Origin of the sequence: Bacillus sp. JJ1532, assembly GCF_036965085.1 — a bacterium.
Lineage (GTDB): Bacteria > Bacillota > Bacilli > Bacillales > Cytobacillaceae > Cytobacillus.
In genome coordinates this window covers 3621-15978 of record NZ_JBALOW010000069.1, presented here as the reverse complement: position 1 = coordinate 15978, position 12358 = coordinate 3621, and the positions used below count along the sequence as shown (strand labels likewise).

9 protein-coding genes are annotated in these 12358 nt (G+C 37.5%); all 9 read left to right on the top strand.

The annotated features are described in order from the left end of the window. Window positions 1-308: 308 nt before the first annotated feature. The 9 genes from citZ (at window position 309) to polA (ending at window position 12320) form a co-directional block, all read left to right on the top strand. Window positions 309-1427, top strand: a complete 1119-nt coding sequence (gene citZ / locus V7122_RS20050) for a citrate synthase (RefSeq protein ID WP_335343858.1) — start codon at window positions 309-311, stop codon at window positions 1425-1427. 194 nt (window positions 1428-1621) lie between these two features. Continuing rightward, window positions 1622-2893 (top strand): NADP-dependent isocitrate dehydrogenase, encoded by a 1272-nt coding sequence (gene icd / locus V7122_RS20045; protein WP_335343868.1) that lies wholly within the window; start codon window positions 1622-1624, stop codon window positions 2891-2893. Between the two features lie 122 nt (window positions 2894-3015). Beyond that, complete coding sequence (mdh, locus tag V7122_RS20040; protein ID WP_335528580.1) at window positions 3016-3954, top strand: malate dehydrogenase; 939 nt, start codon at window positions 3016-3018, stop codon at window positions 3952-3954. Between the two features lie 181 nt (window positions 3955-4135). Beyond that, complete coding sequence (locus V7122_RS20035; protein ID WP_335343856.1) at window positions 4136-4612, top strand: MaoC/PaaZ C-terminal domain-containing protein; 477 nt, start codon at window positions 4136-4138, stop codon at window positions 4610-4612. A 172-nt stretch (window positions 4613-4784) separates the two neighbouring features. Further along, complete coding sequence (locus V7122_RS20030; RefSeq protein ID WP_335343855.1) at window positions 4785-5495, top strand: response regulator transcription factor; 711 nt, start codon at window positions 4785-4787, stop codon at window positions 5493-5495. Window positions 5496-5497: 2 nt separating this feature from the next. Next, a complete protein-coding gene (gene pnpS / locus V7122_RS20025) occupies window positions 5498-7273 on the top strand; it encodes a two-component system histidine kinase PnpS (protein ID WP_335343854.1) in 1776 nt (591 codons plus the stop codon). A 218-nt stretch (window positions 7274-7491) separates the two neighbouring features. After that, window positions 7492-8457 (top strand): FtsH protease activity modulator HflK, encoded by a 966-nt coding sequence (gene hflK, locus V7122_RS20020; RefSeq protein WP_335343853.1) that lies wholly within the window; start codon window positions 7492-7494, stop codon window positions 8455-8457. Next, window positions 8454-9389 (top strand): protease modulator HflC, encoded by a 936-nt coding sequence (gene hflC, locus V7122_RS20015; RefSeq protein WP_335528578.1) that lies wholly within the window; start codon window positions 8454-8456, stop codon window positions 9387-9389. The genes hflK and hflC overlap by 4 nt, the downstream gene beginning before the upstream one ends. Window positions 9390-9689: 300 nt before the next feature. Next, window positions 9690-12320: a DNA polymerase I gene (gene polA, locus V7122_RS20010; RefSeq protein WP_335528577.1), complete on the top strand. Its 2631-nt coding sequence runs from the start codon at window positions 9690-9692 to the stop codon at window positions 12318-12320. Window positions 12321-12358 lie beyond the last annotated feature (38 nt).

Here is a 12358-nt window from a genome sequence, read left to right as displayed (position 1 = left end):
ACTATTATTTCTATATATTTATTATAGAATGGAAATGTAAGCATTTTCATTCTAGTTGTTTACCGAGCACTCGCTCGAATCGATTATGTGATATTGATTAATTCCAATCAAGGAATAAGAGATTTAATAGGTTGCCTTTTTATCAATTTTAACTGGTCTGTAGTTCGACATTTGTCGACTTAAAAGGGTGAAGTTGTTGCCCATATATCAGATGTACCTGATTAAAAAGTCATAAGGATTTAGCTTAGAACATGATAAACAGACAAAAGGGTATGGGGAAATCTTATTATGTAAAGGAGAGAGTCAGTATGACAGTTACACGCGGTCTTGAAGGGGTAGTTGCTACAACATCATCAATTAGTTCTATCATTGATGATACATTAACATATGTAGGATATGACATTGATGATTTAGCTGAAAATGCAAGCTTTGAAGAAGTGATATATTTGCTTTGGCATAGAAAGCTTCCGAATCAATCACAATTAGAGGATTTAAAAAATCAATTAGCAGAAAATATGGAATTGCCAAAGGAAGTATTAGAGCATTTTAAAATGTATCCGATTGATCAAGTACACCCGATGGCTGCTTTACGTACAGCTGTTTCTCTTTTAGGATTATACGATGAAGAAGCCGACTTGATGGATAAAGAATCTAATTATAACAAAGCTATTCGTCTGCAAGCAAAAATGCCTGCAATCGTTACAGCATTTTCAAGAATTAGAAAAGGTCTTGACCCAATTGCACCAAGAAAAGATCTTGGCTTTGCTGCAAACTTCTTATATATGTTATCAGGAAAAGAGCCTGAAGCCATTGCCATTGAAGCTTTTGATAAGGCACTTGTTCTTCATGCAGACCACGAGTTGAACGCTTCAACATTTACTGCACGTGTTTGTGTGGCGACATTATCGGATGTTTATTCAGGTGTTACAGCCGCAATCGGGGCTTTAAAAGGACCATTACACGGTGGGGCCAACGAAGCAGTTATGAAAATGTTAACTGAAATTAGTACACTTGAAAACGTTGAACCATATGTTCGCGGCAAGCTTGAAAAGAAAGAAAAAATTATGGGCTTTGGACATCGCGTTTATCGCAAAGGCGATCCGCGTGCTAAGCATTTAAGAGACATGTCTAAGAAATTAACAGAACTGACAGGTGAACCGCATTGGTTTGAAATGTCTACAAAAATTGAAAATATCGTAACGGGTGAGAAGAATCTTCCGCCAAATGTTGATTTCTATTCTGCTTCTGTATACCATAGCTTAGGTATTGATCATGATTTATTTACACCAATCTTTGCAGTAAGCCGTGTGTCAGGCTGGCTGGCTCATATTTTAGAACAATATGATAACAACCGATTAATCCGTCCGCGTGCAGATTATACTGGTCCCGGCATGCAGAAATATGTTCCAATCAAGCAAAGAGGATAAGCTTTGGGTGACAGAAAAATAATGTGAGAAATACAGGAATATTTTCAAATTGGAAAAATTCTGTAATAAATAGAGCAGATAAAGGTTAGGGGCTCAAAGCCATCTAACCTTTGATTCTGATAGATAGGTTTGACACCCTAGATTGTGAATTGCCATAGGGATATGTCAATGCTTTTCAAAAAATGGAGGGAATAATCATGCAAGGTGAAAAAATCACGGTAAGTAATGGTGTATTAAATGTACCAAATAATCCAGTAGTTCCTTTTATCGAAGGAGATGGAACAGGTCCAGACATTTGGGCTTCATCTTCAAGAGTATTAGACGCTGCTGTGGAGAAAGCATATAATGGCGAGCGTAAAATTGTCTGGAAAGAAGTATTAGCGGGAGAAAAGGCTTTTAATCAAACAGGCGAATGGCTTCCATCTGAAACTCTAGATGTCATTAACGATTATTTAATTGCAATTAAAGGTCCATTAACGACTCCAATTGGCGGAGGTATCCGTTCTTTAAACGTAGCGCTGCGCCAAGAATTAGACCTTTTCGTATGCTTGCGTCCAGTTCGCTGGTTTGAAGGTGTTCCTTCACCTGTTAAACGCCCACAAGACACAGATATGGTAATCTTCCGTGAAAATACTGAAGATATCTATGCGGGAATTGAATACGCAAATGGTTCAGATGAAGTAAAGAAATTAGTTTCCTTCCTTCAAAATGAACTAGGAGTAAATAAAATCCGTTTCCCTGAGACATCTGGAATTGGAATTAAACCAGTTTCTGAAGAAGGAACGAGCCGTTTAGTGCGTGCTGCAATTGAGTATGCTATTAAAGAGGGACGTAAATCATTAACGCTAGTACATAAAGGTAATATTATGAAATTTACTGAAGGTGCCTTTAAAAACTGGGGTTATGAGCTTGCTGAAAGAGAATACGGGGATAAAGTATTCACTTGGGCTCAATATGATCGTATTAAGGATGCTGAAGGCACTGAAGCTGCTAACAAAGCTCAGGCAGATGCAGAAGCTGCTGGTAAGATTATCGTTAAAGATGCCATCGCTGACATTTTCTTACAGCAAATCCTTACACGACCAAAAGAATTTGATGTAGTTGCGACAATGAACCTAAATGGTGATTATATTTCTGATGCACTTGCTGCTCAAGTTGGGGGCATTGGAATCGCTCCAGGAGCAAACATTAACTATGTAACTGGACACGCCATCTTCGAAGCAACACACGGGACTGCTCCCAAGTATGCGGGCTTAGACAAAGTGAATCCTTCATCTGTTATTCTGTCTGGTGTATTAATGTTAGAACACTTAGGATGGAACGAAGCAGCAAATATGATCGTAAAATCAATGGAAAAGACTATTGAATCTAAAGTTGTTACTTACGATTTTGCTCGCTTAATGGAAGGTGCAACAGAAGTTAAATGTTCTGAATTTGGGGATGAATTAATTAAAAATATGGAGTAATATATATATATAATGGAGGCTGTTCATGAAGGTTCAAAGGCTAATAAGCACTTGGTCCCGTCTAGTTGCAGCCTCCTTTTTACATATTTAAAATACCTGAACATTCCAAGGGAGGAACTCTAATGTCTTTAAAACGCAAAAAGATTTCCGTAATTGGCAGTGGATTTACTGGGGCAACAACTGCATTTTTACTTGCCCAAAAAGAGCTTGGAGATGTAGTATTAGTTGATATTCCACAAATGGAAAACCCTGCAAAAGGTAAAGCTTTAGACATGCTTGAAGCAAGTCCAGTTCAAGGCTTTGATGCAAATATTACTGGAACTTCAAACTATGAAGAAACAGCTGATTCTGATATCGTTGTAGTAACAGCTGGTATTGCACGTAAGCCAGGAATGAGCAGGGATGATTTAGTACAAACAAACCAAAAGATTATGAAGAGTGTAGCACAGGAAATTGTGAAATACTCGCCTAACAGCTTTATAGTTGTGTTAACAAACCCTGTAGATGCAATGACTTATACCATTTTTAAAGAAACAGGTTTCCCTAAAAATCGTGTAATCGGGCAATCAGGTGTTCTTGATACAGCTCGTTTCCGTACGTTTATTGCACAAGAATTAAATCTTTCCGTTAAAGATATTACTGGTTTTGTTCTTGGCGGACATGGAGACGATATGGTTCCATTAGTGCGTTATTCTTATGCTGGAGGAATCCCTCTAGAAACATTAATTCCACAAGACCGTTTAGATGCGATTGTAGAACGTACTCGTAAAGGCGGCGGAGAAATCGTTAATCTTCTTGGTAATGGCAGTGCTTATTATGCACCTGCAGCTTCTCTTGTTGAAATGTGTGAAGCTATACTTAAAGACCAGCGTCGTGTTCTTCCGTCAATTGCTTACCTGGAGGGTGAGTATGGTTATGAAGGAATCTACCTAGGAGTACCGACTATCCTTGGAGCTAACGGAATTGAGAAAGTAATCGAGCTTGAGCTTACTGCAGATGAAAAGTCAGCGCTTGATAAGTCTGCTGAAGCTGTACGCAGCGTGATGGATGTTTTGGCATAATCATACAATGGAAAATTCGGAGGGATGCCCTCCGAATTTTTTAAAAACTAAAAATTTGGCCCTCCTATTGGAACTTTATCATGATGGATAAAGGTGGTATAATGTTTTAATAAACAAAATAATTTAACAGTAATCAGATAAAAAGTTGGAAACGTTTACATGAAGATGGAGGTGCCCAAAATTGTTACTTGGGAAAAAGCGAAAACTTGGAAGGAAAATTGCAGAAATAAATGTAGGGGAAAAATTAACCTTAACAGAAAAAATTGAGGATAAGGATTTACTCCTCTATTTAGGTCTTACGAATGACGCTAACCCACTTTATATTCAGCATGACTATGCATCACAAACACCATATAAAAAGCCAATTGTTCCAAGCATTATGTTGAATGGCATCATAAATTCAGCCATTTCTAAATATTTGCCTGGCCCGGGATCTCATATATTAAAGCAAGAAATTGATTATGTTAAACCTGTTTTTCACTATGGAACTATCCAGTTTCTTTTTGAGGTCACGGAAGTTAGTAAAAGCAGTCATACCATTCAAATTAAGGTACAAGGCACAAATGAAGATGATGAAATGGTCATTAATGGAACATTACTTGTATGCCCGCCTCATCGTATTCAAGCAATGGACGGCGACACACTTGAAAATTTCTAATGATTCTTCGAAAAGACATATGGTAGACGTATGTCTTTTTCTTTTCCTCAGAATATTGAAATGTTTGTCACTCTTGTTACATTTTCGCTGTCAGTATATATTAGTAATAGGATGAGGTAAGGGGTTTTTATCACGTTATTTAAGGGGAATACCGATTTAAACGGAGGTTAGCATGGGTAAGAAAATATTAGTAGTTGATGATGAACAGTCCATTCTCACTTTATTGGAGTACAATCTTAAACAGGCAGGGTATGAAGTCATCACTGCCATGGATGGAGAAACAGGAAAGAATCTTGCCATCTCAGAAAAGACTGATTTAATTGTACTTGATCTTATGCTTCCAAAAATGGATGGGATTGAGGTATGTAAGGAACTTCGCCAAGAAAAGGTCATGACACCCATTTTAATGCTGACTGCTAAGGATGATGAATTTGATAAAGTTTTAGGGCTGGAGTTAGGGGCAGATGATTATATGACAAAGCCCTTTAGTCCGAGAGAAGTTGTAGCTAGGGTCAAGGCTATTTTGAGAAGGACGCAGATGTTGTCAGAGGCTATGGAAGATGCTGCAGATGAATTAGAGTATATCCAAATTGTAGGCTTAAAGATTTTCCCTGATCAATATGAAGCCTATTTTGAAGATGAGCTACTTGAATTAACTCCGAAGGAATTTGAACTCCTCTTATATTTAGCGAAGAATAAGGGACGTGTATTAACAAGAGATCAGCTATTAAGCGCGGTATGGAACTATGACTTTGCTGGGGACACTCGGATTGTGGATGTCCATATAAGTCATTTAAGAGAAAAGATCGAGGCTGATACGAAAAAGCCCATTTATATCAAAACTATTCGCGGATTAGGATATAAGCTTGAGGAGCCTAAATGAGAATGGCCAAATTTCGCTCACGGCTTCTGTTTGGTTTAATTACATTAATATTTGCTGTATTAATTGGACTTGGTGTCCTATTAGGACAGCTTTTTAAAAGCTATTACTTGAATGCTTTTGATGAGCGGCTGAAAAAGGAAAGTGTATTGTTATCGAACTTTATTGAAGATGAAGGCGGTATTCAATCGATTAATAAGGAAGAAATCAATAATTACAGCAAAATGCTTGATGCACGAGTAACTGTTGTTGATATGTCTGGTGCAATCATTCATGATAGCGACCCATTAAAGGATTATTTGAGTAATCAAAAGCATCAATCGATTATTCATGAAATGATTGCTTATAAGGATATGAGCCATCACTTAATTAAAGATACTGGAGTGTACGATTTACATTATTATTGGCACCCAGTCTCGCTATCAGGCAAAAAAGAAGGCTATATTTTTCTAAGTACCCATATGACTGAAATAAATAATGCTTATAAACAGATATGGAAGCTGTTAACGATCATTCTGAGCATTTCATTTATTGTCATATTATTATTAGGATCAAGAATGACAACAAGATATACAAAACCTATTGAGGCCGCAACGAAAACAGCGATTGAGCTAGCGAAGGGGAATTACCGTGCTCGTACTTATGAAGACCATAATAACGAAACCGGTATGCTAAGTGCATCGATTAATGTGCTGGCAAGAAATTTGCAAGATATGAGAAAAACTCAAGAAATGCAGCAGGACCGGCTTTCAGCTCTTATAGAAAATATGGGAAGCGGATTGATATTGATCGATAGTAAAGGATTTATCAGTATGCTTAACCGTACATATAAAGAAATTTTTAATGTAAATCCCATTGAGTATATGAATAAGCTTTATTATGAAGTAATAGAGTATGGCGAAATTGTTTCTCTTATAGAAGAAATATTTATGACTGAAGAGAAAGTAAAGAAGCAAATTATTATTCCATTAGGAAGTGGACGGAGGCATTTTGAGGTTTATGGAGTGCCAATTATCGGAACGAATGATGTGTGGAAGGGTGTCCTTTTAGTTTTTCATGATATTACAGATATTAAGAAGCTTGAGCAAGTGAGGAAGGACTTTGTTGCAAATGTTTCACATGAATTGAAAACACCCATTACATCGATTAAAGGTTTTTCGGAAACACTTTTAGATGGAGCAATGGAGGATAAACAATCTTTAGAAGCGTTTTTGAAAATTATTCTGCAGGAGAGCGACCGACTACAGTCTCTTGTTCACGATTTATTAGATTTATCGAAGATTGAGCAGCAAAATTTTAATCTGTCTATTCAGTCATACAATATTGCAGATACTCTTGAAGAAGTAATAGCGATTTTAGACCAAAAAGCTGCAGAAAGAGAAATTAGCTTAATGATCGAGAAAGAAAATGATCCAATCCTCATCGAGGGTGATGCAGACCGGCTCAAACAAATTTTCTTGAATTTAATCAATAATGCTGTTACTTATACGCCAAATGGCGGAAGTGTTTCAATATCATTAAAAGAATCTCAATCGAAGGTTTTCATTAAAGTAGCGGACACAGGTATCGGAATTTCGAAGGAAGAAATCCCTCGAATATTTGAGCGATTCTATCGTGTAGATAAAGCCCGCAGCCGAAATTCCGGCGGAACAGGCTTAGGGTTAGCTATCGTCAAGCATTTAGTCGAAGCGCATAAAGGAAATGTTTCGGTTGAAAGTAAGATAGGGGAAGGGACAACCTTTTTTATTGAACTGAATAAAAATCTTCCTAAAGGCTACTGATGGATGAAGTGAATGGTTATTTTACATGTTCTTAACAATTAGCAAATGTTAGCTTAATAATTGCTTGATAGAATCATGTATGAAGAACCCCTTCATCCAAAGGAAAATGAAAAAGACGAAAGCAAACCCCGCTTTCGTCTTTTTTGCAATTTTATGAAACCTTTAGGCTAATGAAACGTATTAATTGTAAAGAACCTGTAACAGGAAGGGGAGAGAGTATGGTCAGCTTAAAAAGAATATATACAGTAACTGGCCTTGTACTGCTAATTATTATTTTGGGCATCACCGCCTTGACTACTTGGTATACGGTGGATGAATCTGATCAGGCTGTGATTTTAACTTTTGGAAAGGTTGAGGAAGGAATTACAGAACCAGGTCTCCATTTCAAATTGCCATGGCCAATTCAAAGCGTAGAGAAAGTTTCAAAAGAAACATTCAGTCTTCAATTTGGATTTGAAGAAAAAGACGGCCAAATGAAGGACTTTCCAGAAGAGACAAAAATGATTACAGGGGATGAAAACATCGTCCTCGCTGATCTTGTAGTGCAGTGGAAAATTACCGATCCAGAAAAATTCCTATACAATTCTAGTAATCCCGAAGAAATTCTATATGATGCTACCTCGGCTTCTTTAAGAAGTATTATTGGAAACTCCAAAATTGATGATGCTTTAACATCTGGGAAGGCAAAAATTGAAGCCGATGTAAGGGATTTATTAAGCTCTTTAATTGAAAAATATGATATTGGTTTATCCATTTTGGCTGTAAAGCTTCAAGATGTAGAGCTTCCGAATGATGAAGTTCGGAAGGCATTTACAAATGTGACGGATGCCAGAGAAACTGCCAATACTAAAGAAAACGAAGCAAAAAAGTATGTAAATAAAAGAATGAATGAAGCACAAGGTGAGAAGGATGCATTAATCTATAAAGCTGAAGGGGAAAAAGCAGCACGACTTGAAAGAGCAAGAGGGGATGTAGCTGTTTTCAATAAAATTTACGCAGAATATAAGAATAATCCAGACATTACTAGAGAACGACTTGTTATTGAAACACTTGAACAGGTTCTTCCAGATGCAGAAATTTATATTATGAACGATGATGGAAACACATTGAAATACTTCCCAATCAGGCCTCTTGAGAAAGAACAGCCTGTACAAACAGAGGAAGGAAGTGAAAATAAACAATGAGTGATAATAATGTAATTAATATTAATGAGCGCGGCGGAAAAAACACCCAATGGCGAAACTATATTAAAAGTGGTGTTTTCTTAGTAATTCTGCTAATTATAATTGGAATCATTCTCAGCAACCTCTTTATTGTAAAAGAGGGAGAGTATAAAGTGATTCGCCAATTTGGTGAAGTTGTTAGAATTGAAAGTGAGCCTGGCTTAAGCTATAAAATTCCATTTATCCAAAGTGTTTCTACGCTGCCAAAATATCAGCTAACGTATGATGTATCAGAAGCTGAAATTAATACAAAAGATAAAAAGCGGATTATTATAGATAACTATGCTGTTTGGCGAATTGAAGATCCGAAGAAGATGATTGCCAATGCGAGAACGCTTGAAAGTGCTGAAACAAGAATGGAGGAATTTATTTATTCCACTACACGTACAGAGCTTGGGCAGCTAAACTACGAAGAGATTATTAATGATGAGAAATCCTCCCGTGGGTCATTAAATGATCGAATTACGGAAAAGGTAAACGAGCTTCTGGCAAAGGATAATTACGGTATTGTCGTCACAGATGTGCGAATGAAACGTACCGATCTACCGGCTGAAAACGAACAGTCTGTATATACGAGAATGATATCTGAACGTGAATCAACAGCACAGGAATACTTATCTAAAGGGGATGCCAATAAAAATCGGATTATTGCCGATACGGATAAACAAGTAAGAGAGCTTTTGGCAAAAGCACAGGCGGATGCAGAGGAAATTAGAGCTGATGGGGAATCAGGAGCTGCGAAAATTTATAATGAGGCATTTTCAAAGGATCCTAGCTTCTACTCCTTATACAGAACATTAGAATCCTATAAAAAGACTATAAATGGCGAAACGGTTATCGTTCTGCCGTCAGATTCACCATACGCCCGACTATTAATGGGCTACACGAATTAATTAACTTCATTCAGCATTCATCTACCACTTCTATAAATGGGAGAAGAATGAAAAAAGGTATCTATTTCAGTGGGGATTCAAACCCCGGCTGAATGAAGTTAAGCCTCCGGCGGATGCCTCAGATTTTTAGGGGAAATTATCGAGCCAGCTCGATAAAAATCTGGGCGCAATTTCGCCGAGCCGAAATTGATTAAAAACCGTTATTTTTCTTTCTTCGTTTGCTCATGGTAAAATGAAGAAAGGAAATAACGGTTTTTTAAAGGAATGCTATGTTAATGGTGAAAAAGAGGTGGAATATACTTGAAGAAAAAATTAGTGTTGATTGATGGAAATAGCATTGCTTATCGGGCTTTTTTTGCTTTGCCGCTGCTGAATAATGATAAAGGCATACATACAAATGCAGTTTATGGCTTTACGATGATGTTATCAAAAATTCTGGAGGATGAAAAACCTACCCATATTCTTGTTGCATTTGATGCAGGAAAAACAACCTTTCGTCATAAGACGTTTAGTGAATATAAGGGCGGAAGACAAAAGACGCCACCCGAATTATCAGAGCAATTTCCGTTCATTCGAGAGCTGCTGGATGCCTATCAGATTCCAAGATATGAACTGGAAAACTATGAAGCAGATGATATTATCGGAACACTTTCACTTCACGCAGAGAAGGATGACTTTGAAGTAAAGGTGATTTCAGGAGACAAAGACTTAACCCAGCTAAGCTCAGAGAAAACAACAGTAGCCATTACCCGAAAAGGAATTACTGACATAGAGGAATACACCCCTGCTCATATTGCTGATAAGTATGGAATCACACCAGAAAGAATTATCGATATGAAAGGATTAATGGGAGATAGCTCCGATAATATTCCTGGAGTTCCGGGAGTCGGGGAAAAAACAGCTTTGAAATTATTAAAAGAGCATGGAACATTGGAAAACCTTCTAGAATCAATCGATAAAGTAAGCGGGAAAAAACTGCAGGAAAAGCTGGAGGAATTTAAAGACCAGGCAATAATGAGTAAAGAGCTCGCTACGATTACAAGAGAAGCCCCGGTAGACGTACAGCTAAATGAAATTGAATATGAAGGATTTGAAAAAGACGAGGTTATCAGAATCTATAAAGAGCTTGGCTTTAACTCTTTATTAGACAAGCTCGGTGACTTTGACGGTGTTGAAGAAGAAGATTTAGAGGAAATAGAGTTTACGATCGTTGAAGAGGTAACAGAGGAAATTTTTTCTGACATAAATTCTTTTTATGTAGAAATATTAGAAGATAATTACCATTATGCTGATATTATTGGATTTTCGGTAGGAAATGAAAAAGGAATATTCTTTATTTCAGCTGAGAAGGCTATCGCATCTCCGATTTTTAAACAATGGGCTGAGGACAAAAGTAAAGAGAAAATCGTCTACGATGGAAAAAGATCTGAAGTTTCCCTGCGTCATCATGGAATCCATTTATCAGGGATTACATTTGACTTACTTATTGCTGCCTACTTAATCAATCCATCTGAAACGATTGAAGATGTGAGTTCTGTTGCAAAAACACATGGATATACATCCATTCAATCAGATGATGCTTTTTATGGGAAAGGTGCAAAGCGAATCATCCCTGAGGAGCGGAAGCTTGCGGAGCATCTATCTAGAAAGGCTGATGCCCTACTATCTTTGAACGATAAGCTGGATCAGGAGCTTAAAGAAAATCAGCAGGATGGATTATTCTATGACCTAGAATTGCCGCTTTCTCTTATTTTAGCTGATATGGAATCGACAGGGATTAAAATGGATCTTGAGCGTTTACAGGCAATGGGCGATGAGATTTTATCAAAGCTAGTTGATATTGAAGGGCGTATTCATGAATTAGCCGGAGAAAAATTTAATATTAATTCCCCTAAACAGCTGGGAGTTATTTTATTTGATAAATTAGGTCTTCCTGTCTTTAAAAAGACAAAAACAGGTTACTCAACTTCTGCTGATGTCCTTGAAAAGCTTGAGCAGGATCATGATATTATTAAGGAAATACTCCTTTATCGCCAGCTTGCAAAGCTTCAGTCTACGTATATTGAGGGCTTATTAAAAATTGTGAATAAAGAAAATGAGAAGGTTCACACAAGGTTCAATCAGGCTCTTACTCAAACTGGAAGATTAAGTTCAACAGATCCTAATCTTCAGAATATCCCTATTCGACTGGAGGAAGGGAGAAGAATTCGCCAAGCATTTATTCCTTCTGAAAAGAACTGGCTGATCTTTGCTGCTGATTATTCGCAGATCGAGCTAAGAGTACTTGCTCATATTGCTGGTGATGAGAAGCTGATTGATGCATTTAATCAAGATATGGATATTCATACAAAGACCGCAATGGAGGTCTTTCATGTAACTGAAGATGAAGTTACTTCGAATATGCGCCGCCATGCAAAAGCAGTTAACTTTGGAATTGTGTACGGCATTAGTGATTATGGGCTCTCTCAAAGTCTAGGAATTACACGAAAAGAAGCAGGTCAATTCATTAATCGATATTTAGAGAGCTATCCAGGTGTTAAGCAATATATGGAAGATATTGTTTATGATGCTAAACAAAAAGGCTATGTATCCACTCTGCTGCATCGCAGGAGATACTTGCCAGAAATTACGAACCGAAATTTTAACCTCCGAAGCTTTGCAGAACGCACTGCGATGAACACACCGATACAAGGAAGTGCTGCCGACATTATTAAGAAGGCAATGATTGATATGGCCAATCGTTTAAAACAAGAAAAACTGAATTCACGGCTCTTGCTTCAGGTTCACGATGAATTAATCTTTGAAGCACCAGAGGATGAAATTGAACAGTTAAAGAAAGTCGTCCCTGATGTAATGGAAAATGCCATTCAATTAAAAGTTCCATTAAAGGTTGATTACGCCTATGGGCCTACATGGTTTGACGCGAAGTAGAAAAGCGGAAGCGCCTTGTTCACCCCCGACAAGCACAA

What these genes read in the sequence shown, in the direction of transcription:
- citZ (WP_335343858.1), top strand. Translation starts at nt 309, where the DNA reads ATGACAGTTACACGCGGTCTTGAAGGGGTAGTTGCTACAACATCATCA.
- mdh (WP_335528580.1), top strand. Translation starts at nt 3,016, where the DNA reads ATGTCTTTAAAACGCAAAAAGATTTCCGTAATTGGCAGTGGATTTACT.
- V7122_RS20030 (WP_335343855.1), top strand. Translation starts at nt 4,785, where the DNA reads ATGGGTAAGAAAATATTAGTAGTTGATGATGAACAGTCCATTCTCACT.
- pnpS (WP_335343854.1), top strand. Translation starts at nt 5,498, where the DNA reads ATGGCCAAATTTCGCTCACGGCTTCTGTTTGGTTTAATTACATTAATA.
- hflK (WP_335343853.1), top strand. Translation starts at nt 7,492, where the DNA reads ATGGTCAGCTTAAAAAGAATATATACAGTAACTGGCCTTGTACTGCTA.
- hflC (WP_335528578.1), top strand. Translation starts at nt 8,454, where the DNA reads ATGAGTGATAATAATGTAATTAATATTAATGAGCGCGGCGGAAAAAAC.